Genomic DNA, 22,327 nt, shown 5'->3' with positions numbered 1-22,327 from the left:
TAGCTGCCTAAGCAAGGATTCTGCATGCAAGCCGCCAACCCGCGTCGCGGGTACATCCTGGGCCTGAGTGCCTACATCATCTGGGGTCTGTTCCCGATCTATTTCAAAGCCATCGCCAGTGTGCCGTCGGTGGAAATCATCATCCACCGGGTGCTGTGGTCCGCCCTGTTCGGTGCGGCGTTGCTGATGGTCTGGAAACACCCGGGCTGGTGGCGCGAGTTGCGGGACAATCCCCGTCGCCTGGCGATCCTGGCGTTGAGCGGCACGTTGATCGCGGCCAACTGGCTGACCTACGTCTGGGCGGTAAACAACGGCAGGATGCTCGAAGCCAGCCTGGGCTACTACATCAATCCGCTGGTCAACGTGTTGCTGGGCATGCTGATCCTCGGCGAGCGCCTGCGCCGCATGCAGTGGCTGGCGGTGGGGTTGGCGGCACTCGGCGTGGCCCAGCAGGTCTGGCAGGTGGGCAGCCTGCCGTGGGTATCGCTGGCACTGGCGCTGACGTTTGGCTTCTACGGATTGATCCGCAAGCAGGCGCCGGTCAAGGCCTTGCCCGGGCTGGTGGTGGAAACCTGGATGTTGGTGCCGATCGCCATCGCCTGGTTGCTGCTCAATCCCTCGGCCACCAGCGCCCAAGCGGCGTTCTGGACCACCTCCGAAGCCTGGTGGCTGGTGGCGGCCGGCCCGGTGACGCTGGTCCCACTGGTATGCTTCAACGCCGCGGCGCGGCATTTGCCCTATACCGCGCTGGGTTTCTTGCAATACATCGCCCCGACTCTCGTGCTGCTGCTCGCGGTGCTGCTGTTCGGTGAGCATCTGTCGTCGTCCACCTTGGTGGCGTTCATCTTTATCTGGGCCGGGCTGGCGGTGTACAGCGTCGATGCCGTGATCAGTATGCGCCGGCGCAACTGATCAAAAAACACACAATCGTTCACAGGCCACGTCCGGCGTGGCCTGCGCGTTTCCTTCCCAAGGTTATCCACAGCGTGATCCCCGCCGTTTGTGCACAAGCCATTGAAAACTGGCGATTTTTTGATCATTGACCGCTGAGCCCCGGCGGGCCTGGGCTGGGGCCGGGTCTCTACAGGTTATCCACAGGCAGGCGCAGGTTTTCCTTGGATAACCCTCGTCACGCTTCGTCGCTGAGTTTCAGCTCAACCATCAACTCATCGGCCAAGGTCTCCAGGCGCGCCTGCAGTGTTTCAAGCGACAGGGTCAAGGGCACCCCGAGGATCGCCTCGGCATGAAACAGCAATTCACTGCTCATGGGCGCGGGCCGGACATGGGTCACCAGACGCTCGACATTGACGCCCTGCTCGCTCAGTAACCGGGTGATGTCCCGCACGATGCCGGGGCGATCGTTGCCCACCAGCTCCATGGCAATGGGTTTCCAGGTGCAGGATGCTTCAATGGCGCTTTCAGCGATCAGCACGCGAATGCCGTGGACCGACAATCCCTGCAAGGCTTCGATCAATTCTTCATGGGCCTCGGCCGGGGCGCTGAGGCGCAGGATCCCGGCAAACTGACCGGCCAGGTGCGACATGCGGCTCTCCAGCCAGTTACCGCCATGCTCGGCGATGCATTGGGCGATGCGCTCGACCTGCCCGGGCTTGTCCGGGGCGAAAACAGTGATGACGAGGTGGTCCATGGCGCAGTCCTCTTGTTGGGGAAGCGGACAGTATAGGCAAGGCAGGAAGTCCACACGGCCGCTTTCGTGGCGAGGGAGCCTGCTCCCGCTGGACCGCGTAGGAGCTGCCGAGCAAAGCGAGGCTGCGATCTTTTGCCGGACACCTCAATCTCAAGCAACAAGACAAAAGATCAAAAGATCAAAAGATCAAAAGATCAAAAGATCAAAAGATCGCAGCCTCGCTTTGCTCGGCGGCTCCTACGGCGGGAGCAAGCTCCCTTGCCATGGACGTGTGTACGAATTGTAGATTTATCTGGAACAATCCATCTGTTTTTTGAGAACATCCCGTTCCGCGCTGTGACCGTACTGCTTTAGTCGGTCGCAGAACGACGCATTTAGTCTAATTTTCACAAGCGCAATTGATCATGTAGTATGCCGCAGCGCGCACTACATAATCGTAATGCGTGATGTTCCACCGATGTCTGCCCAGGCCGGTCGCATCCCTGTAAAGCCCCGTCAGCAAGGCTTGATCACCCAGCCGCCAGCGATGGCATGTACTGGTTCAGGGGTTTGTGGTTTAAATGTCCCGAGGCTTCATTGTCAAAATCGAAGAGCTGAAAAGCGAAATAGCTGAGCAGAGTGAGGCAAGCAATGACTGAACACGTTCAAGTCGGTGGCCTGCAGGTCGCCAAAGTCCTGTTCGACTTCGTGAATAACGAAGCCATTCCCGGAACCGGCCTCACCGCCGACGCATTCTGGGCCGGCGCCGACAAGGTCATTCATGACCTGGCTCCGAAAAACAAAGCCCTACTCGCCAAACGCGACGATTTCCAGGCGCGGATCGACGCCTGGCACCAGGCACGTGCCGGCCAGGCCCACGACGCCGTGGCTTACAAAGCCTTCCTGCAAGACATTGGATACCTGCTGCCAGAAGCGGCGGACTTCCAGGCCACGACCCAGAACGTCGATGACGAAATCGCCCGCATGGCCGGCCCGCAACTGGTGGTGCCGGTGATGAACGCCCGCTTCGCCCTCAACGCCTCGAACGCCCGCTGGGGTTCACTGTATGACGCGTTGTACGGCACCGACGCCATCAGCGAAGCCGATGGCGCGGAAAAAGGCAAAGGCTACAACAAGGTGCGCGGCGACAAGGTCATCGCCTTCGCCCGTGCCTTCCTCGACGAAGCGGCCCCGCTGGCGGCCGGCTCCCATGTCGATTCCACTGCCTACAAAATCGTTGACGGCAAACTGGTGGTCACCCTCAAGGGCGGCACCAACAGCGGTCTGCGCGACGATGCCCAGTTGATCGGTTTCCAGGGCGATGCCTCGACGCCGACTGCCGTGCTGCTGAAACACAACGGCCTGCACTTCGAAATCCAGATCGACGCCAGCACCCCGGTCGGCCAGACCGATGCCGCCGGTGTCAAAGACCTCCTGATGGAGGCCGCGCTGACCACCATCATGGACTGCGAAGATTCGGTTGCCGCCGTCGATGCCGATGACAAGGTGGTGATCTATCGAAACTGGCTGGGCCTGATGAAGGGCGACCTGGCGGAACAAGTCGCCAAGGGCGGCCAGACCTTCACCCGGACCATGAACCCGGACCGCGTCTACACGGCTGTCGATGGTTCGAGCGTGACCCTGCACGGTCGCTCGCTGCTGTTCGTGCGCAACGTTGGCCACCTGATGACCATCGACGCGATCCTCGACAAGGACGGCAACGAAGTGCCGGAAGGCATCCTCGACGGCCTGGTCACCAGCCTGGCGGCGATCCACAGCCTCAACGGCAATACCTCGCGCCGCAACAGCCGCACCGGCTCGGTGTATATCGTCAAGCCGAAGATGCACGGCCCCGAAGAAGCCGCGTTCACCAACGAACTGTTCGGTCGTGTCGAAGACGTGCTGAACCTGCCGCGCAACACCCTCAAGGTCGGGATCATGGACGAGGAGCGCCGTACCACGGTCAACCTCAAGGCTTGCATCAAGGCCGCCAGCGAGCGCGTGGTATTCATCAACACCGGCTTCCTCGATCGTACGGGTGATGAAATCCACACCTCAATGGAAGCCGGCCCGATGGTGCGCAAGGCCGACATGAAAGCCGAGAAATGGATCGCCGCCTATGAAAACTGGAACGTCGATATCGGTCTGAGCACTGGCCTGCAAGGCCGCGCGCAAATCGGCAAGGGCATGTGGGCGATGCCGGACCTGATGGCGGCGATGCTCGAACAGAAAATCGCTCACCCGATGGCCGGCGCCAATACCGCCTGGGTGCCGTCGCCGACCGCCGCCGCGTTGCACGCGCTGCATTATCACAAGGTCGACGTGTTCGCCCGCCAGGCCGAACTGGCCAAGCGCGCCCGCGCTTCGGTGGACGACATCCTGACCATCCCGCTGGCCGTCAACCCGAGCTGGACGCCAGAGCAGATCAAGAACGAACTGGACAACAACGCCCAGGGCATCCTCGGCTACGTAGTGCGTTGGATCGACCAGGGCGTGGGTTGCTCCAAGGTGCCGGACATCAACGACATCGGCCTGATGGAAGACCGGGCGACGCTGCGTATTTCCAGCCAGCACATCGCCAACTGGCTGCGCCACGGCATCGTCACTCAGGAGCAGGTGATGGAAAGCCTCAAGCGCATGGCGCCGGTGGTGGACCGCCAGAACGCCAGCGACCCGCTGTACCGCCCGCTGGCGCCGGACTTCGACAGCAACATCGCCTTCCAGGCGGCGGTCGAGTTGGTGGTCGAAGGCACTCAGCAGCCGAATGGCTACACCGAGCCGGTGCTGCACCGTCGTCGTCGCGAGTTCAAGGCCGCCAATGGGTTGTGATTGAGCGGTAGACAGCGCATCACAAAAAAGCCCTGATCTCTCAATCAGGGCTTTTTCATTTGCAACACCTAACTGCCTTTGTGGCGAGGGCGCTTGCTCCCGCTGGGCTCTGTAGGAACGGGCGAAGCCTCGGGCCGCGTTCGGACGATCCCTTGATCTTGGCTTGTGATTCAAGCGCCTGGGGAAAGATCGCAGCCTCGCTGCGCTCGACAGCTCCTACAGTCGCAGTCGAGCGGGAGCAAGCTCCCTCGCCACAAAAGCACTTCGGCACGATTGAAGAAGATGGTCTAAAGATCCATCCCCAACTCATGCTTGACCAACCCCAGCAGCTTTTCGGTGTCGATCGGCTTGAGCAAAAAGTCCACCACGCTCAGGTGCATGGCTTCGATGGCGTCCTTCACATCGGCGTCGCCCGACACGATGATAATCGGCAACGCGGCCCGCTCCGACTCGCGCACCAGGCGTACCAGTTCCAGGCCATCGACGTTGCCCATGCGCAGGTCGGTGATGAGCAGGCCAATGGACGGCTTGGTCTCCAGCATCTTGAGTGCAGTTTCGCCACTGGCGGCGGTCATGCAGCGGATGCCGTCCAATGCCAGGATCTCCGACAGCAGCTCGCGGGCGTCCTTGTCGTCATCGACGATCAATACACGCTGCGGCGGCAGGTCAGGTTCCAGCATGACGGCACTCAGCGCCTCGCGCTCGGCGTCACTCAAAATATCGTGGTCGGACATGATGCTCTCTACGTTCCTTGAATCGATCCCCTGGCACAGTGGTCAGACATCGTTCTGCGGCGCTTCAATGTGCACTTCGTCGGATTTTTTTCCAAGAGCATTCCGGGAAGAATTTTCCGAGGCGAAGCGTAGGATATTTCCGTAGTTCCGGCCTGATGACGGCGACCTAGACTTACGTCCAATGGGCACCCCACGTTCAGAGGCCGACCATGGCGAACAGATCCGACCACAATAATTCGAAAAAGATTGCGCCATGGTTATGAAAAAAGCGGACGCCTTCATCCAGGCAGGGAAAACCGCGGTGTTGCAGAACATCCAGGGCACATTGCAGTTCCTGCAACGCTTCCCCCCGTTCAACCAAATGGAAAACGCCCACCTGGCCTATCTGGTGGAGCAATGCCTGCTGCGTTTCTACGCGCTGGGCGAAACGATCATCAAGCCGGCGGACGGTCCGGTAGAGCACTTCTATATCGTCAAGCAAGGCCGCGTGGTGGGCGAGCGGCCCCATTCGGCGAAGGGCGGCACCGAGACTACTTTTGAAATCACCACGGGCGAATGTTTTCCCCTCGCCGCGCTGTTGGGCGAGCGAGCCACCCGCACCGAGCATCGGGCCGGTGAGGACACGTTCTGCCTGCAATTGAACAAATTGGCCTTCATCAAGCTGTTCGCCCTGTCCGGCCCGTTTCGCGATTTCGCCTTGCGCGGGGTCAGCAGCCTGCTCGACCAGGTCAACCAGCAAGTGCAGCAAAAATCCGCGCAGACCCTGGGCACGCAATATTCCCTCAATACGCGCCTGGGCGAGCTGGCGATGCGTCACCCGGTCAGTTGCAGCCCCGAAACACCGCTGCGCGAAGCCGTGAAGCTGATGCACGAACAACAGGTCGGCAGCATCGTCGTGGTCAATGAACAAAAAGCGCCGATGGGGATTTTTACCCTGCGCGACTTGCGGCAAGTCGTGGCCGACGGCAGCGGGGACTTTTCCGAGTCGATCGCGATGCACATGACCCAGGCGCCGTTCTTCCTATCCCCCGACCACAGCGCCTTCGACGCGGCGATAGCCATGACCGAGCGCCACATCGCCCATGTCTGCCTGGTCAAGGACCAGCGCCTGTGTGGCGTAGTGTCGGAGCGGGATCTGTTTTCCCTGCAACGCGTCGACCTGGTGCACCTGGCCCGGACGATTCGCAACGCCCCCCGGGTGGAAAACCTGGTGACGCTGCGCGGCGAGATCGGCCAACTGGTGGAGCGCATGCTGGCCCACGGCGCGTCGTCAACGCAGATCACCCACATCATCACCTTGCTCAACGACCACACCGTGTGCCGGGTCATTGAGTTGACCCTGGCCGACAAAGGCGACCCGGGCGTGCCGTTCAGTTGGCTGTGTTTCGGCAGCGAAGGCCGCCGCGAGCAGACCCTGCATACCGACCAGGACAACGGCATCCTTTTCGAAGCCCGCGATGCCGCCCACGCTGCGCAGATCCGTGGCCTGCTGCTGCCCATCGCCCAGCAGATCAACCAGAGCCTGGCGCTGTGCGGCTTCACCTTGTGCAAAGGCAACATCATGGCCGGCAACCCCGAGCTGTGCCTGTCCCGGGCTGAATGGGCACGGCGCTTCGCGGCCTTCATTCGCGAAGCGACGCCCGAGAACCTGCTGGGCTCGAGCATCTATTTCGACCTGAGGGTGGTCTGGGGCGACGAACAAGGCTGCGAGCAATTGCGCCAGCAGATTCTCGATCACGTGGCGGACAACCGCTTGTTCCAGCGCATGATGGCCGAGAATGCCCTTCGCCACCGCCCGCCCGTTGGACGCTTCCGGGATTTCGTGCTGAGCAGAAAGAACGGCGAAAAAGCCACCCTCGACCTGAAGGTGCAAGGCCTGACGCCTTTCGTCGACGGCGCTCGATTGCTGGCCTTGGCCAACGGCATCGAGGCCAACAACACCCTCGAACGCTTGCGGCAACTGGTCGTCAAGGAAGTCATCGAACCGCTGGACGGCGCGGCTTATGAAGAGGCCTACCACTTCATCCAGCAGACCCGGATGCAGCAACATCAATTGCAGACCCGGGAAAACCTGCCTTATTCCAACCGTGTCGACCCCGACAGCCTCAATCATCTGGACCGGCGGATCCTGCGCGAATCCCTGCGCCAGGCCCAACGCCTGCAAAGCAGCCTGACGTTGAGGTATCAACTGTGAGTCTGTTTTCCTGGCTGCGCCCGGTCCAGCCAACGCTTTGCGACGCCTTGCAGCAACGCCTGGCCAACCTGCCCGCCCCCGCCCCATTGGCTGAATGCATCTTGCGGGAACAGCGTTGGGTGGTGGTCGACCTGGAAACCACCGGCCTCAACCTGAACAAAGACCAGGTGCTGTCCATCGGCGCGGTGGTGATCGAAGACGGGGCCATCGACTTCAGCCAGCAATTCGAACGGACCTTGCAATGCGACAAACAGAAGCTCGGGCCAAGCGTGCTGATCCATGGCCTGGCGCCGAGTGCCATCGCCGCCGGCAGCGACCCGGCGGAAGCCTTGCTAGCGTTCATGGAATTTGTCGGCGACAGTCCGCTGCTGGCGTTTCATGCGCCATTCGATTCCCACATGCTGGGGCGCGCCATGAAAGACTACCTGGGCTACCGGCTTCAACATCCATTCCTGGATGTCGCCGACCTGGCGCCGATGCTTTGCCCGCAAGCCAACCTGCGCAAGTCCGGCCTGGACGAGTGGATCGACTGGTTCAAGCTGCAAGTCTTCGATCGCCACAACGCCGGCGCCGACGCCCTGGCCACGGCGGAGCTGGCGCTGATCCTGTTCAGCCGCGCCCGCCAGCAGGAAATCCACACCCCCCTCGCCTTGCAACAACGCCTCGGGCAATGGAAACGGCGGCAGCAGGCGCCTTCGCTTTAATCCAGACCCGTGCCCTCGGGGAGCTTTTGTGGGAGCGAGCTTGCTCGCGATGGCGCAATGTCAGTCACCCCCAATGCGACTGCCCCACCGCTATCGCGAGCAAGCTCGCTCCCACAGGGGTATTGCATACCCCGACCAGCGCCAATTGCTTTCCCTGCCCCGCCTCTGCCACAATCGCGAACAATTCTCGTTACTTAAAACGTCGGTGATGTTCCGTGTCGTCAGTCCCTAGTGTCCGGTCTCACAAGTACCGTCCCTTTTTTGACGAGTGGCTGCTGTCGTCAGGCAAGGCGCCGCGACGAGTCATAGCCCGCTATGGCGAGGAGCGGCAACACAGCATGACGGCAGCAGACACCGTCAAAAAGGAACGGTACTTGTGAGACCGGGCACTACTCCTCATAGTGAGTTGGTTGGTGCGTTGTACCGTGACCATCGCGGCTGGCTATTGGCATGGCTACGGCGCAACGTGGCCTGCGCGCAGCGGGCCGAGGACCTGAGCCAGGACACGTTTGTGCGCTTGCTGGGTCGCGAGGAATTGAAGGCGCCCCGCGAACCACGTGCGTTTCTGGTGGCGATCGCCAAGGGGCTGTTGTTCGACTACTTCCGTCGGGCCGCCCTCGAACAGGCCTACCTGACCGAACTGATGCTGATTCCAGAAGACGAGCAGCCATCGGTAGAAGAGCAACAACTCATCCTCGAAGACCTGAAGAACATCGATCGCCTGCTGGGCAAGTTGTCCAGCAAGGCCCGCGCCGCCTTCTTCTATAACCGCCTCGATGGCCTCGGCCACGCTGAAATCGCCGAGCGCCTGGGGGTTTCGGTTCCACGGGTACGGCAATACCTGGCCCAAGGCATGCGGCAATGCTACATCGCGCTTTATGGTGAGCCGACATGACCACGGCCCACGGAAAACCGGTTTCGGCCCGGGTTCTGGACGCGGCCATCGCCTGGCAGTTGTCCTTGGACTCGAGCAGCCCAGAGGACCGCGAAGCATTTGCCCAATGGCATGCCGCCGACGAAGAACACGCCCGGGCCTGGCGGCAGCTAGGCATGCTCGACCAGCGCTTCAACGTCGCCAGCGGCCCGGCGCGCGCCGTGTTGCTGCAATCGCGGGTCAGCATCCGCCGACGCCTGCGCAAGGTCGGCAGCGGCCTGGCCAGTCTCGTCGCAGTCATCGGCTTGGCGCTGTTCGCCGGTGATCGTTACCTGCCCCTGGATTATTGGCTGGCCGACCAGCGTACCGCCACGGGTGAACAGCGCACGTTGCGCCTGGCGGACGGCACGTTGATCAACCTCAACACCCACAGTGCGCTGGACGTACGTTTCGACGACAAGCAGCGGCGTATCGTCTTGCAGGAAGGCGAGATCCTGGTGGAAACCGGCCATAACGATCCGCGTCCTTTCATCGTCGAGACGCGCGAAGGCAGCATGCGCGCGCTGGGCACGCGTTTCCTGGTCAGGCTCGAAGACCAGGGCACGCGCCTGAGCGTGTTGAAATCCGCAGTAGCGGCGCATCCGCAGGCCACCCATGAAGAACAGGTCCTGCGTGAAGGCCAGCAAGTGCTGATGCGCCGGGATGGCCTCGGGCCAACCTTGGCGTTGAAGCCCGGCGCCGATGCCTGGATCCGCGGCATGCTGGTGGTGGATAACGCGCGCCTTGAAGACCTGGTCCGGGAGCTGGGGCGTTATCGACGTGGTTATCTCGGTGTCGAGCCCCAAGTGGCTGACCTGCGGATCACCGGCAGTTTCCCGCTGCACGATACCGACCTGGCCCTGACCGCCCTGCTGCCGACCTTGCCGGTGCAGGTCGAGCATCACACGCGTTGGTGGGTGGTGGTGGGGCCAAGCGCTGCGCCGAAACCCTGATGTGCACGGTGCACCTTTGTAGGAGCTGCCGAAGGCTCGGGCCGCGTTCGGACGATCTTTTGTTTTTGATCTTTCGCTTGAGACTCAATCTGTGAAGAAAGATCGCAGCCTCGCTTCGCTCGGCAGCTCCTACAGAGGGTTTGTCAGCTTTATCTGAATCTAAATTATTTTCATCCAGCCCTATCACTTTTTGGATTTCATCCGGCACACAGGCAATTGAGAAATATTTCCATTCAGGAGCCGCCGTATGTCCCGCCCACTTGAGACCCTGTTGCGCCCCAGCCTGCTGGCCGTTGCCATTGCCCTTGCCGCCCCGTTGACCAGCGTCACGCTGCTGGCCGCCGAGCAGGCCTCAAGCTTGCGCGCCTACAACCTGCCCGCTGCGCCATTAGCCAGCACCCTGACCCAGATCGCCAGCCAAGCCGGCCTCTCCCTGAGCCTGGATCCGTCCCTGGCTTCCGGCAAGACTTCGGCGCCGGTCCAGGGTCAGTTCGATGCTACGGGAGCGCTGCGCGAAGCCTTGCGGGGCACCGGTCTGCAATTGGAACAAAGCAGCGCCGGCACCTTCAGCCTGATGGCCGCGCCTGAAGGCGTCATGGTCTTGCCGGAAACCAGCGTGATCGGGGCGGGAATCAGCGAAACGGCGTGGGGGCCGACTGATGGCTACGTCGCCACTCGGACCGCCGCTGGCACCAAGACGGATACGCCGATTGTCGAGCTGCCGCGCTCGGTCTCGGTGGTCACGCGCCAACAGATGGAGGAACGCTCCGTCCTCAACCTGAACGACGCCTTGCGCTACACCGCCGGCGTGCAGAGCAGCGGCTACGGTTCGGACTCACGTAACGATTGGCTGCTGGTGCGCGGCTTCGTGCCGACCCAATTCCTCGATGGCCTGCCGCTGCCCAAGGGCAACTACGTCACGCCGAAGATCGAACCCTGGAACCTTGAACGCATCGCCGTGCTGCGTGGCCCGGCCTCCTCGGTCTACGGGCAGACGCCGCCTGGCGGCATGCTCGACATGGTCAGCCGTCGCCCACAATCTGAAAGCAGCCATGAAGTCGAATTGCAAGCCGGCAGCTACGAGCACAAGCAGATCAATTTCGACAGCACCGGCAAGGTCGACGACGAAGGCCAGCTCCTGTATCGACTCAGCGGCACCGTGCGCGACAGCAACGCCCAGGTCGATCACATCCCGGACAAGCGCTACAACATCGCCCCGAGCCTGACCTGGAATATCAATGACGACACGCGCCTGACCTTCCTGTCGCAATATACCCGCGACGACACCGGCATCACCGGGCAATTCCTGCCATTGCAAGGCACCAAGCTGTCCTCGCCGGCGGGCAAGATTTCCCATCACAAGAACCTGGGCGATCCGGACTGGGAATTCTACGATCGTACTTATTACGCGTTGGGCTATGCCTTTGAAACCCGCCTGAACGACACCTGGCAGTTCCGCCAGAACCTGCGCTATACCAAGAGCGATCTTGAGTTCCAGGGAATTACAGCGGGGACGTTCCCACCTGATCAGGCAGTGAGTCCCGACGGGACAGTCAAGCGCAGCGCCGGGATCGTTAACGAAGATGTCAGTCAGTTCGCCGTTGATAACAACTTTCAAGCCGATTTCCAGACCGGTGCGGTGAGCCACACCTTGCTACTGGGTCTGGACCATCAGCGTTCCAATGCAAATTCAAAATGGCTCTGGGGTTCCAATGGCGTTCCCGACAGCAACATCCACAACCCGATCTACGGGCAGGACTTTTCTAACGTCCAGTACCTCACCATGTACGACTATAACCAGAAGACCAAGCAGACTGGCCTGTATGTCCAGGACCAGATTGCCCTGGACAACTGGCGCCTGACCCTCGGCGGCCGTGAAGACTGGATTCACACCAGCACTGAATTCCACAACCAGAACAACGCGACCGACACCCTGCGCGACAAGAAATTCAGCGGCAACGCGGCGCTGAGCTATGTCTTCGATAACGGTGTGACGCCTTATATTTCCTTCGCGCAATCGTTCCAGGCGGCAGCGGGTTCAACCGTCAACAGCACCCAGGCGTTCAAGCCCACCGAAGGCGAACAGTACGAAGCGGGTATCAAGTACCAGCCACCCGGCACCAAGACCTTGCTGACTGCCGCGGTGTTCGACTTGACGCAAAAAAACAACTCCGTCACCGAAAACAACATCACCCGCCAAGTCGGGGAGGTGCGCGTACGCGGCCTCGAACTGGAAGCCTCCGGCGAAGTAACCGATAACCTGAAGCTGATCGGCTCCTACACCTACAACGACAGCGAGATCACCAAGGGCACCGCGGCCGAAGAAGGCAAGCGCATGACCCAGGTACCGCGTCACCAGGCCACCGCTTGGGCCGACTACACCTGGCACAACGGCCCGCTGGACGGTTTTGGTGTCGGTGCCGGCGTGCGTTATGTCGGCGATACCTACGGCAACACCACCAACACCGATTGGGGGCATGTCGGGTCCTACACGGTGTATGACGCTTCGGCCCATTACGACCTCGGTCGTTTGAACAAGACGCTCAAGGGCGTCACGGTCGCGGTGGACGCGAAGAACCTCCTCAACAAGGACTACCTGTCCACTTGTGACGGCTCCTACTGCTACTACGGCGACCAACGCAACGTCGTCGCCAGCGTGAATTACAAATGGTAAACGGTTAGCATTTGCGTAAACCTTTCTGAGGGCACCTGCAACTGAGCTCAATCAGTCAGATGAAATCCCTGTGGGAGCGAGCCTGCTCGCGAAGACGGCGTAACAGTCAACATTGATGTTGACTGGAACACAGCTTTCGCGAGCAGGCTCGCCCCCACAGGTTTCACTGCTGACTGAATGACTCCAAGCATCGTCACCCTTTATGCATTCGGACCGATCATGAAAAGCAAAACCATCCGCCGCTGGTCCTTCGTCCACACCTGGACCAGCCTGATCTGCACAGTGTTCCTGCTGATGCTGGCGATCACCGGGCTGCCGTTGATCTTCCACCATGAAATCGAGCATCTGCTGGGCGACGCCCCGGAATTTCGGGAAATGCCGGCCGGCACGCCACCGCTGGACCTTGCCCAACTGGTGAAAAAAGCCAAGGCCCATCGCCCGGGCGAGGTGGTCCAGTATTTTGGCTGGGACGAGGACGATCCCAACGGCATCATCACCATCATGGCGCCGACGCCAGGCACCGAACCCAACGCGTCCCACACCTTCATGCTCGATGCCCGCACCGGCGAAGCCCTGGAAATGCCCTCGGCCAACGGCGGCTTCATGATGGTCATGCTGCGCCTGCACGTCGACATGTTCGCCGGCTTGCCGGGCAAGTTGCTGCTGGCGTTCATGGGTTTGCTGTTCGTGATCGCCATCGTCTCCGGCGTGGTGCTGTATTTGCCATTCATGCGACGCCTGACATTCGCCACGGTGCGCCAGGACAAATCCACACGCCTGCGCTGGCTCGACCTGCACAACCTGATTGGCGTGGTCACGCTGGTGTGGGCACTGACCGTTGGCGTCACTGGCGTGATCGCAGCCTGCGCCGACTTGATCATCGCCGCGTGGCGCAACGACAGCCTCAGCGCCATGGTCGAACCCTATCGCAACGCCCCGCCACTGACCGAACTGGCCCCGGCAACCCGTTTGCTGGACATTGCCAAGGCGGTCGCGCCAGGCATGGAGCCGAGCTTCATCGCTTTCCCGGGCACGCTGTTTTCCAGCGAGCACCATTACAGTGTGTTCATGAAAGGCAGCACCCACCTGACCTCCCATTTGCTGACGCCGGTCCTGATCGACGCCAGCACCCTGGACGTCACCGCCGTGGCTGAACGGCCCTGGTACATGGACATGATGAGCTTGTCCCTGCCACTGCATTTCGGCGACTACGGCGGCCGGCCGATGCAAATCTTCTGGGCGACCCTGGATGTGCTGACCATCATTGTCCTGGGCAGCGGCGTCTACCTGTGGATCGTTCGACGTAAAGCCGCCAAGCGCGCGACTGTCGGTGCGGAGGTCACGTCGTGAGGCCTCGGCAGTCGAATTTCTGGAAGGTATTCGGGATCCCCAGCGCAATCGGCGTGCTTTGCGCCGCCGGATTGTTCAGCGCCTTGCTCGGCGATGGCATGTGGGACGCCGTGAGCTGGGTCGGGTTGGGGATACCCTCCGTGCTGGCGGTATGGGGATTGCTCCCACGCCGCCGCTGAAGACAGGCGTCAGGAATCGATCTGACGCCCGCCCCCCGCCCACGTCATACGACGCCAACCTCAACGACGATGGTTTCCGGCCAGGCAATCTCTGACATATTTGTTGACAAATTAATCCTTGCACTCTTATAAAGGCGCAAGTTGTACGACAACCTACAACGCATCCTAATAACAAATATCCGAGTGAAAGGCGAAATGACCCGCAGTCGATCAGCCTCCGAAATCTCCACCTCTCGCCGCTTCCTGACGTATATCGCCCGCGCCGTCGCCGGCTGACGTCCTCTCGCAGCCATGCTGCACCGAAGACACCAAATCCAAAAATAATTGATGGTGAAGTGATGAAAATCAAAGGCATCCGTTGGTGGATGGTCGGCCTGGTCACGGCCGGCCTGATGGTCAACTACCTGGCTCGAAACACCCTTTCCGTGGCCGCTCCGACGCTGATGAGCGAAATGAGCATCTCCACCGAGCAATACTCCCACATCGTCGTGGCCTGGCAGATCTGTTACGCATTGATGCAACCGGTGGCCGGCTACATCATCGATGCCATCGGCACCAAGATGGGCTTCGCCATATTCGCGTTTGCCTGGTCCATCGCTTGCGCCGCAGCGGCAATGGCCTCCGGTTGGCAGGGCCTGGCGTTTTTCCGCGGGCTGCTTGGCCTGACGGAAGCCGCCGGGTTGCCGGCCGCAGTGAAGACTTCCACCGAATGGTTCCCGGCCAAGGAACGCTCGGTGGCGATCGGTTGGTTCAACATCGGTTCGTCGATCGGCGCCGTGCTGGCGCCGCCGCTGGTGGTCTGGGCGATCCTGAACAGCGGCTGGGAGTTGGCGTTCCTGATCGTCGGCGGCCTGGGCGTGGCCTGGACTTTCCTCTGGCTGGTCTTCTACAAGCATCCGCGTGACCAGAAGCTCCTGGGCGACGCCGAGCGCGATTACATCCTCAGCGGACAGGAAGCCCACTTCCAGGACCCGACGCCGAAAAAAGGCAGTTGGAAACGCATCATCGCCAGCCGCAACTTCTACGCCATCGCCAGCGCCCGGATCCTCTCGGAGCCGGCCTGGCAGACGTTCAACGCCTGGATTCCGTTGTACTTGATGACCGAGCGGCACATGAACATCAAGGAGATCGCGATGTTTGCCTGGCTGCCCTTCCTGGCCGCCGACCTTGGCTGCGTATTGGGTGGCTACCTGAGCCCGTTCTTCCATAAGTACTGCAAGGTGTCGCTGTTCACGTCCCGCAAGATGGTCCTGCTGTTTGGCGCCTCCTGCATGATCGGCCCAGCCTGCATCGGCCTCGTCGCCAGTCCGTACACGGCCATCGCCCTGCTCTGCGTCGGCGGTTTTGCCCACCAGACACTCTCCGGTGCGCTGTACGCCATTACCTCCGACTCCTTCGGCAAGAACGAAGTCGCCACGGCGACGGGCATGGGCGGGATGTTCGGTTACCTGGGCGCTGCCGCCTTCACGCTGTTGTTCGGCGTCATGGTGACGAAGATCGGCTACAGCCCGCTGTTCGTGCTGCTGGCGATCTTCGACGTGGTTGCCGCGTTTATCGTCTGGACCGTTGCCCGAGAACTCAAGCATCAGCCGACTACGCCGCAGCCCGAGGCGCAAGCGCTGCAACCAGCAGCCTGATGCACGGCGCGACCGAGCCACCTGGTCTCGGTCGCGCTATGCTGCGCAACACGCCCCCTGATCGAGACGTCACCATGTCCACCCCCAACATGACGCTGTTCCACAACCCTGCTTCGCCCTTTGTCCGCAAGGTCCTGGTGCTGCTGCACGAGACTGGCCAGCAAGACCGCGTGGCGTTGCAACTGAGCCTGCTCACGCCGGTCAAGCCGGACCGCGCGTTGATCGATGAAAACCCGTTGAGCAAGATCCCGGCCCTGCGCCTGGCCAACGGGACAGTGATCCATGACAGCCGCGTGATCCTCGATTACCTCGACCACCAGCACGTCGGCAACCCGCTGATCCCTCGGGATGGCGCGGCACGCTGGCGGCGCCTGACCCTGGCCTCAATGGCCGATGGGATCATGGACGCGGCGGTGATGATCCGTTATGAGACCGCGCTGCGCCCTGTGGAAAAACACTGGGACGAATGGCTCGATGCGCAACGGGACAAGATACGTCGCGCCCTGGCCATGCTCGAAGCCGAGGCGATTGCCGAACTGGCGAGCCATTTCGACATCGCTTCCATCAGCGTCGCCTGCGCCCTGGGTTACCTGGACCTGCGCCACCCGGACCTGGAATGGCGCAAGGCCAATCCACAACTGGCGGCGTGGTTTGCCGAGGTGAGCCTGCGACCTTCACTGGCCGAGACGGTGCCCAGGGTCTAGTTCTGTATTGGCTGATCCGGCCTCATCGCGAGCAAGCTCGCTCCCACATTGGGTTGCTTTGTTTGGGCCACCGGGATCCCCTGTGGGAGCGAGCTTGCTCGCGATGGCAGCGCACCGGATCCAGAGGAAACAACCCAGTAATCAGCATCACCAACTTTTCTCTCTCTCGCTGATCCTCACGCAACCCCAGCGACCGGCTCATTTCACCTCTCCCAGATCGAAGCTCATCGCCGCCGCCGGTTTCGCGCCCACCCCGTACCAGTCCAGCTTGCGGGTCAGCACCATGAACACGCCCAGCAGGCCGAACAGCAGCAGCGATCCCATCAACAGTGCGTAGTCCTCGGCGCTCAACAAGCCATAAAGCAAGCCATACAGCCCCGCCAATCCCGCCGAAAAGCCCAGGCCGTGGCCCACGCTACGGAGCACATGGCAGACGTAGAATCCGATCAACACCACGCAGGCACTGGCCGACACCAGGTACGCCAAGGTGAAGCCGATGTGTTCCGACAGCGACAGCAGCAACAGATAGAAGAACGCCAGGGCCACGCCCACCAACGCATATTGGACCGGGTGCACCGCCAGGCTCTTGAGCACCTCGAAGAGAAAGAACCCGGCGAAGGTCAACGCGATGAACAGCAGCGCATATTTGATCGCTCGATCGCTCTTGAGGTACTGGTCCACCGGATCGACGAAACTCACGCCGAACGCACGACTGCGGAACGCTTCACAGCCATCGGTGGGCACGCAGGCTTGAAGCGTCTCCAAGAGGTTGGTGGAGAAAAACGACGTCTGCCAATCAGCATTGAAACCCTGCTCGTTTATCTCGCGATTGACCGGCAAGTAGTTGCCGATGAAGCTGGGGTGCGGCCAGTCGGCGGACAGGTGCACTTTGGTAGTCTTGCCCACCGGAAGAATCTGTAGGTCGCCAGTGCCTTGCAAGCGCAGGTCGAAGCCGAAAGTCAGCTCGGGGCTGCCCTGGGCAGTGATCATCGGCAACGGCACGTGCACACCCTGCCCCAACCAGCTGAGGCGCGAGCCAGGCAGGAAATCAACGGTCTTCTGGTTCAGCGTGAGGGTCAGCGCATTCTCGATGCCACGAATGTCGCTGATGCCGACGCTCAGGTACGGCTCGTCGAAGCGGTAATCGGCAAAGTCCTTGGCCGCGACACCATAGCGCTCAGGCACCTTGAAGCGGCCATCGATCCGGTTATCGGCATGGAACAAGCGCGCTTCGTAGATGCCCCGGGCACGGGTTTCGGTACGGATCTGGCCGTCGAGTTCAAACTGCTCCGGTAAAAAATACAACTCACCTGCTCGCTCGACGGTTTCCAGGAAACGCACGCCGGTCTTCTCGTTGGTATTCCAGACCTTCACGCTCTTGCGAAACGGCACCACGATCATCGGCCCGATCAGTTGCTGGTTGTAGCTGGAGCTGCGGGCGATGTCCTGCAGCACACCGTCACGCAGTTCCTGGCGCTCATCAATGAGCCCGTTGATCATCAACAACGGGATCATCAACAAGAGAATCAATAGGGCGATCATGCCCAGTTTTATGGCGAGACTGCGGTTCATGTGGGGCTCTCCCTGTTCGAATGAGGGAGAGTCTGGGGTGGCTGTGTGTTGGCCTTATGGAGCGATTGTGGAGATTGTGTGTAGAACCAGAACCAGGAACCTCTGTGGGAGCGAGCTTGCTCGCGATAGCGGGGTTCCAGGCAACATAAATACAAGCTGATCCACCGCTATCGCGAGCAAGCTCGCTCCCACAAAGGGTCGTGTTTATCAGATAGCAGATGGGGTTTCAGGGCAACCTCAGCACCACCTCAACCCCACCCTCGACATTGCCAATACTGAATTGCCCCCCATGCAACTGCACCACTTCCTCCACGAAGTTGAGCCCCAGGCCAGTGCTCTTGCGGCCGCTGTCCGGGCGCGGCAGGGAGTAGAAGCGCTCGCTCAGGCGTGGCAGCGCGTAGTCGGGAATCGGCGCGCCCTGATTGAACAGGCGGATCTCGACGCGGTTCCCGTTGCGCTCGGCGCTGATACGTAGCCGACCGTTGACGGGGGTGAAATCCAGGGCGTTTTCCAGCAGATTGCCCAAGGCCTGGCGCAACAGGAACGGTTCACCGGTCAGCGTCAGGTCGGCAGCGATATGCTGTTCAACCGTCAACTGGCGACTTTCAATCCAGCCGCCACGCGCTTCTAGCAGCTCGTCCGTCAACGCCGCCAGCGGCACCGCGACTTCTTCTTCCAACCCCTGGCGCTGCTCGATCTGGGCCAGGTTGAGCAACCGTTCGATCAACTGCTGCATGCGCACACTTTCGTTGTCGATGTTATTGACGAAGCGTTGGTGCTGGGCGGCGGGCATGTCGCTTTGCAGCAGCTCGGCGGCCCCGCGAATCGCCGCCAGCGGGCTTTTGAGCTCGTGGGTCAGCGTATGCACATAACGCTCGACGTAAGCCTTGCCTTCCAGTTGCGTGCGCATGTGTTCCACAGCGCCCGCCAGTTGCTCGAACTCGCCGCCGCGATAATGCGGCACCTCCACCCGCCGCCCCTGGCTGACCGCCTGGGCGTAGATCGTCAAGCGCCGCAATGCCGCGCTGAGCCACCAGGACAACAAGCCGCCCAGCAACAAGCCCAGGGCGACCAAGCCGGCGCCATAGATCAACAGGCGCCGCTCGGTGCGATCGACATAAGGCTGCAAGGAACTGTTGGGCTTGGCGACGGTGACGACCCCAATGATGCGGCCGTTGTCGCGGATCGGCGCGCCGACGTGCATCACCGAGGACGTCGGATCATCGGCAACGCTGCGGGTCGAGCGAGCGCCGTAGTGGCCGCGCAGCGTCAGGTAAACGTCGTTCCAGCGCGAATAATCCTGTCCCACCGCCACGCCACTGGAGTCGAGCACCACGATGCCGTTGGCATCGGTGACATAGATGCGATGGCTGACCTGGTTTTTCGGCAAGCCCCAGATCGTCGCCGCCGGCTGGCGCTCGCCGTAGGCCTTGAGCAACTGCGGCCAGCGATTCTGGTTGAGGGTGCCGGCCTTGAAATCGTCCCGCAGGATCTCGGCCATCAGGTTGGCCGTGTCCACCAGGGTTTCTTCGGTGGACTGGCGCACGCCGGGGCGGATTTCCTCCATGACCGTGTTGAGCACGAAGTAACCGGTCAAGGCGATAAACAGCACATACACCAGGAAAATCCGGATCCCCAGCGACATCAGCTGTGCCCCGGGCTGTAGCTGTAGCCCAGGCCCCGATGCGTCTGGATCGGCTCGGCCTCGGCCCGGACCAGGCGCAGCTTGGCGCGCACGCTCTTGATGTGGCTGTCGATGCTGCGCTCGTAGCCGGCATCGCTGGCCACGCCCAGGGCATCGAGCAATTGTTCGCGGCTGAAGACCCGCTCAGGTTGCTCCAGCAGGCAATTGAGCAGGCGGAACTCGTGACGGGTGAGGTTCAGCGGTGTGCCGCGATAGTTGATCTGCACACGGTCGGCATCGACCTGAAACAGCGCCGTGCCCACCTCCGCCGCCGGACGCGGCGCCACGCGCTTGAGGATCGCCCGGACCCTGGCCGCCACCTCGCGGGGGCTGAAGGGCTTGACCACGTAATCGTCGGCACCGATCTCCAGGCCCACGATCCGGTCGATCTCGCCATCCCGGGCTGTCAGAAAGATGACCGGAACGTCGCTGAAACGCCTGAGTTTTTTACAAGTCTCGAATCCACTGATATCCGGCAGGCCCACATCGAGAATGATCAGGTCCGCGGGGGTGTTTTTCTGGTGTTCGAGGGCCGCCGCACCAAGGCTCAGCCACGCGGTGTCAAACCCCTCCCCTTGCAGGGCAAACACCAGTGTATCGGCGATGGCGGCTTCGTCTTCGACAATCAGGATATGAGGCATGGCTTGCGGGCCCGGCAGTAAAGTTGCCGGAACGGTGCCGCAAGGTTTGGGGGGAGTCAATCGGCAGTCGAATTTGTCAGGTGTTGGCGGTCAGGACTAACCGTTCTGATAGTAGGCAAGTGTTGGAAAACGGATGATGCTTAAGACCGGTTTTTTGGACATCAGATGGAGATTAGTCGATGCCGGCCGCCTCTCGCGAAACCGTATTGTGCCGCTACCGCTACGACCCGCTGGATCGCCTGGTCGATTGCGCGCCTTGCGCTGAGATCGATATCCAGCGGTTTTATTGCAAGAGCCGATTGGCGACGGAGATACAGGGGGCGGTGCAACGTAGCGTGTTTCAGCACGACGATCAGCTACTGGCGCAACGTCGGCGCGAGGATGCGAAGGTGGAGACCGCCCTGCTGGCGACTGACCAGCAGCGGTCGGTGTTGAATGTGCTTGATGCGAACCGGATTCATCCACTTGCCTATAGCCCTTATGGACATCGTCCGGCGGAAAACGGGCTGCTCAGTTTGCTTGGGTTTAACGGCGAACGGCCGGACCCGGTGACGGGGCATTATTTGTTGGGCAATGGGTATCGGGCGTTCAATCCGGTGTTGATGCGGTTTAATAGTCCGGATAATTTGAGTCCGTTCGGAAAGGGTGGGTTGAATGCTTACGGGTATAGCGTAGGAGATCCGATTAATTGGACGGACCCTACAGGACATATAAAAATCCCAGTAAACATGTCACTCATCACACCAGGGATCGATGATTTCCTTAAAAGTTTGATTGCGCCTACAGGGGCGATATCAAAATCAGCTAAAAGTCATAGAAGGATTATGACACTGCGGACCAGTCAAAGAAAATATTATGCTTCATTAAAAAATAGAACACACACCATAACCGCCAACGAAAAACTCTTAAAAAATCAAAACAGCTACACCATAAACGACAACATGACCGATCTAGAGCAAAGTTCAAAGGCTTACGAACTCGCAAAACAAGGTTATGGCTTTGAAAAATACCCGGACCCAAGCGTTAAACATGAAATCCAGATCAACGGAAGCACACTACTCGACACGGCCCACTTTGACGCAACCATAGCCCACTTTAAAAAAGCAAACAATACTCACAAGATCAAAACGTTTAATTTAAAAAACCCAAGTACGCCGCTCAAAAGAACTGACTATCAAGATGTTTACCTAGCCAATATCAAGCGCGCCGAATATATCAAAAACTTTACCGGCATTGATTTACTCAAGGAAATCCGCCAATAACGTCCATCGCACTAAAACATCAACATCAGGTCGCCCAAGTCCCGAAATATCGATCATTTCTCAGGGCCTCGCTCGCATTCTGGCGACCCCATCAACAATCCGGCTTATCCGCCGTAAACCGCCGCGCCGGGTTCACCGCCGCGCCAAACTCACGCAACGCCTTGGCCCCAATCAACAAGGGGTAATTGAAACTGCTGCGGTCGGTCAGGTTGACCTCGACCGTGCGCTTGACGTTACCCAGGCACAACTCCAGATCGACCACCGGGCGCTTGGTGGGCGCGATCTTTTCGTCGTCTTCTTCATCTTCCTCGGAACGGGTCTTGATCTTGCTGATGCGGGCGATCTTGTGCTCATAGACCTTGTTGCTCGCATCCTTGGTCGCCAGGCGGAACCGCACCCAATCATCGCCGTCACGGGTAAAGGTCTCGATGTCCTTGGCTGACAGCGAGGCGGTCAGGGCGCCGGTGTCCATCTTGGCCTTGAGCACTTCGCCACCGATTTCCGGCAGCGCAATGTATTCGTAGCGCCCGTACAGGGTCGGCTCGGCGGCCAGTACTGGAAGGGCCACCAGGGAAAGCAGGGCTAGAACTGATTTCATATAGTTAGGGCTTCCATTGTGGGCGTGGTTTTTTAGACCGTGGCTGGTGAATTCGTTCGGTTGATCGCACAG

The 22,327-nt window shown here is 60.5% G+C and carries 18 protein-coding genes; 12 read left to right on the top strand and 6 right to left on the bottom strand.

The window, feature by feature from the left end:
* The first annotated feature begins 24 nt into the window (after window positions 1-24).
* Window positions 25-912 carry an EamA family transporter RarD gene (gene rarD, locus M8Q45_RS27550; protein ID WP_249877177.1) on the top strand — a complete coding sequence of 296 codons (888 nt, stop codon included), beginning with the start codon at window positions 25-27 and terminating at the stop codon, window positions 910-912.
* Between the two features lie 217 nt (window positions 913-1,129).
* On the opposite strand, the gene M8Q45_RS27545 is transcribed toward rarD, so the two are convergent.
* Window positions 1,130-1,648 (bottom strand): glycine cleavage system transcriptional repressor, encoded by a 519-nt coding sequence (locus tag M8Q45_RS27545; RefSeq protein ID WP_249877176.1) that lies wholly within the window; start codon window positions 1,646-1,648, stop codon window positions 1,130-1,132.
* A 630-nt stretch (window positions 1,649-2,278) separates the two neighbouring features.
* On the opposite strand from M8Q45_RS27545, the gene M8Q45_RS27540 reads away from it, so the two are divergent.
* Window positions 2,279-4,456 carry a malate synthase G gene (locus M8Q45_RS27540; RefSeq protein ID WP_249877175.1) on the top strand — a complete coding sequence of 726 codons (2,178 nt, stop codon included), beginning with the start codon at window positions 2,279-2,281 and terminating at the stop codon, window positions 4,454-4,456.
* 287 nt (window positions 4,457-4,743) lie between these two features.
* Here the strand turns inward: M8Q45_RS27540 and M8Q45_RS27535 are convergent, their stop codons facing one another.
* On the bottom strand, window positions 4,744-5,190 hold the full coding sequence (locus M8Q45_RS27535; protein WP_030139271.1) for a response regulator: 447 nt from the start codon (window positions 5,188-5,190) through the stop codon (window positions 4,744-4,746).
* A 259-nt stretch (window positions 5,191-5,449) separates the two neighbouring features.
* Between M8Q45_RS27535 and M8Q45_RS27530 the strand changes: the two genes are divergently transcribed.
* From M8Q45_RS27530 to M8Q45_RS27490, 9 genes are all read left to right on the top strand, one after another.
* Window positions 5,450-7,384, top strand: a complete 1,935-nt coding sequence (locus tag M8Q45_RS27530; protein ID WP_349654643.1) for a putative nucleotidyltransferase substrate binding domain-containing protein — start codon at window positions 5,450-5,452, stop codon at window positions 7,382-7,384.
* A complete protein-coding gene (locus M8Q45_RS27525; protein ID WP_249877173.1) occupies window positions 7,381-8,088 on the top strand; it encodes a 3'-5' exonuclease in 708 nt (235 codons plus the stop codon). The genes M8Q45_RS27530 and M8Q45_RS27525 overlap by 4 nt, the downstream gene beginning before the upstream one ends.
* A gap of 376 nt (window positions 8,089-8,464) precedes the next feature.
* Window positions 8,465-8,983, top strand: a complete 519-nt coding sequence (locus tag M8Q45_RS27520; protein WP_249877172.1) for an RNA polymerase sigma factor — start codon at window positions 8,465-8,467, stop codon at window positions 8,981-8,983.
* A complete protein-coding gene (locus tag M8Q45_RS27515) occupies window positions 8,980-9,954 on the top strand; it encodes a FecR domain-containing protein (protein ID WP_249877171.1) in 975 nt (324 codons plus the stop codon). Before M8Q45_RS27520 ends, M8Q45_RS27515 begins: the two co-directional genes overlap by 4 nt.
* A 247-nt stretch (window positions 9,955-10,201) precedes the next feature.
* A complete protein-coding gene (locus M8Q45_RS27510) occupies window positions 10,202-12,628 on the top strand; it encodes a TonB-dependent siderophore receptor (protein ID WP_249877170.1) in 2,427 nt (808 codons plus the stop codon).
* Window positions 12,629-12,847: 219 nt separating this feature from the next.
* Window positions 12,848-13,978: a PepSY-associated TM helix domain-containing protein gene (locus M8Q45_RS27505; RefSeq protein WP_249877169.1), complete on the top strand. Its 1,131-nt coding sequence runs from the start codon at window positions 12,848-12,850 to the stop codon at window positions 13,976-13,978.
* The gene (locus M8Q45_RS27500) at window positions 13,975-14,157 is read left to right on the top strand and encodes a hypothetical protein (protein ID WP_249877168.1); all 183 of its coding nucleotides are present in this window, start codon (window positions 13,975-13,977) and stop codon (window positions 14,155-14,157) included. Before M8Q45_RS27505 ends, M8Q45_RS27500 begins: the two co-directional genes overlap by 4 nt.
* Before the next feature lie 338 nt (window positions 14,158-14,495).
* Window positions 14,496-15,794 (top strand): MFS transporter, encoded by a 1,299-nt coding sequence (locus M8Q45_RS27495; RefSeq protein WP_249877167.1) that lies wholly within the window; start codon window positions 14,496-14,498, stop codon window positions 15,792-15,794.
* A 74-nt stretch (window positions 15,795-15,868) separates the two neighbouring features.
* Entirely contained in the window at window positions 15,869-16,498 is a 630-nt protein-coding gene (locus tag M8Q45_RS27490; RefSeq protein WP_249877166.1) for a glutathione S-transferase, read from the top strand.
* Between the two features lie 198 nt (window positions 16,499-16,696).
* Here the strand turns inward: M8Q45_RS27490 and creD are convergent, their stop codons facing one another.
* The 3 genes from creD to creB form a co-directional block, all read right to left on the bottom strand.
* Window positions 16,697-18,070, bottom strand: coding sequence for a cell envelope integrity protein CreD (gene creD, locus M8Q45_RS27485; protein WP_249877165.1), 1,374 nt, complete (start codon window positions 18,068-18,070; stop codon window positions 16,697-16,699).
* A 226-nt stretch (window positions 18,071-18,296) separates the two neighbouring features.
* The gene (creC, locus tag M8Q45_RS27480; RefSeq protein WP_249877164.1) at window positions 18,297-19,715 is read right to left on the bottom strand and encodes a two-component system sensor histidine kinase CreC; all 1,419 of its coding nucleotides are present in this window, start codon (window positions 19,713-19,715) and stop codon (window positions 18,297-18,299) included.
* On the bottom strand, window positions 19,715-20,395 hold the full coding sequence (gene creB, locus M8Q45_RS27475) for a two-component system response regulator CreB (RefSeq protein WP_249877163.1): 681 nt from the start codon (window positions 20,393-20,395) through the stop codon (window positions 19,715-19,717). The genes creC and creB overlap by 1 nt, the downstream gene beginning before the upstream one ends.
* Window positions 20,396-20,574: 179 nt before the next feature.
* Here creB and M8Q45_RS27470 point away from each other — a divergent pair, with 179 nt between their 5' ends.
* Complete coding sequence (locus M8Q45_RS27470) at window positions 20,575-21,657, top strand: RHS repeat-associated core domain-containing protein (protein ID WP_249877162.1); 1,083 nt, start codon at window positions 20,575-20,577, stop codon at window positions 21,655-21,657.
* 91 nt (window positions 21,658-21,748) lie between these two features.
* On the opposite strand, the gene rloA2 is transcribed toward M8Q45_RS27470, so the two are convergent.
* The gene (gene rloA2 / locus M8Q45_RS27465; protein ID WP_079302906.1) at window positions 21,749-22,255 is read right to left on the bottom strand and encodes a retropepsin-like aspartic peptidase RloA2; all 507 of its coding nucleotides are present in this window, start codon (window positions 22,253-22,255) and stop codon (window positions 21,749-21,751) included.
* Between the last annotated feature and the right edge of the window lie 72 nt (window positions 22,256-22,327).

The organism is Pseudomonas sp. T1.Ur (genome assembly GCF_023516725.1).
Classification (GTDB): domain Bacteria; phylum Pseudomonadota; class Gammaproteobacteria; order Pseudomonadales; family Pseudomonadaceae; genus Aquipseudomonas; species Aquipseudomonas alvandae.
Note: the sequence above shows the minus strand (reverse complement) of the source record. Positions and strands in the feature narration are given on the sequence as shown.

Bases quoted from the DNA above. Each gene is read 5' to 3' on its own strand.
- rarD (WP_249877177.1), top strand. From the start codon at position 25: ATGCAAGCCGCCAACCCGCGTCGCGGGTACATCCTGGGCCTGAGTGCC.
- M8Q45_RS27545 (WP_249877176.1), bottom strand. From the start codon at position 1,648: ATGGACCACCTCGTCATCACTGTTTTCGCCCCGGACAAGCCCGGGCAG.
- M8Q45_RS27540 (WP_249877175.1), top strand. From the start codon at position 2,279: ATGACTGAACACGTTCAAGTCGGTGGCCTGCAGGTCGCCAAAGTCCTG.
- M8Q45_RS27535 (WP_030139271.1), bottom strand. From the start codon at position 5,190: ATGTCCGACCACGATATTTTGAGTGACGCCGAGCGCGAGGCGCTGAGT.
- M8Q45_RS27530 (WP_349654643.1), top strand. From the start codon at position 5,450: ATGAAAAAAGCGGACGCCTTCATCCAGGCAGGGAAAACCGCGGTGTTG.
- M8Q45_RS27515 (WP_249877171.1), top strand. From the start codon at position 8,980: ATGACCACGGCCCACGGAAAACCGGTTTCGGCCCGGGTTCTGGACGCG.
- M8Q45_RS27510 (WP_249877170.1), top strand. From the start codon at position 10,202: ATGTCCCGCCCACTTGAGACCCTGTTGCGCCCCAGCCTGCTGGCCGTT.
- M8Q45_RS27505 (WP_249877169.1), top strand. From the start codon at position 12,848: ATGAAAAGCAAAACCATCCGCCGCTGGTCCTTCGTCCACACCTGGACC.
- M8Q45_RS27495 (WP_249877167.1), top strand. From the start codon at position 14,496: ATGAAAATCAAAGGCATCCGTTGGTGGATGGTCGGCCTGGTCACGGCC.
- M8Q45_RS27490 (WP_249877166.1), top strand. From the start codon at position 15,869: ATGTCCACCCCCAACATGACGCTGTTCCACAACCCTGCTTCGCCCTTT.
- creD (WP_249877165.1), bottom strand. From the start codon at position 18,070: ATGAACCGCAGTCTCGCCATAAAACTGGGCATGATCGCCCTATTGATT.
- creC (WP_249877164.1), bottom strand. From the start codon at position 19,715: ATGTCGCTGGGGATCCGGATTTTCCTGGTGTATGTGCTGTTTATCGCC.
- creB (WP_249877163.1), bottom strand. From the start codon at position 20,395: ATGCCTCATATCCTGATTGTCGAAGACGAAGCCGCCATCGCCGATACA.
- M8Q45_RS27470 (WP_249877162.1), top strand. From the start codon at position 20,575: ATGCCGGCCGCCTCTCGCGAAACCGTATTGTGCCGCTACCGCTACGAC.
- rloA2 (WP_079302906.1), bottom strand. From the start codon at position 22,255: ATGAAATCAGTTCTAGCCCTGCTTTCCCTGGTGGCCCTTCCAGTACTG.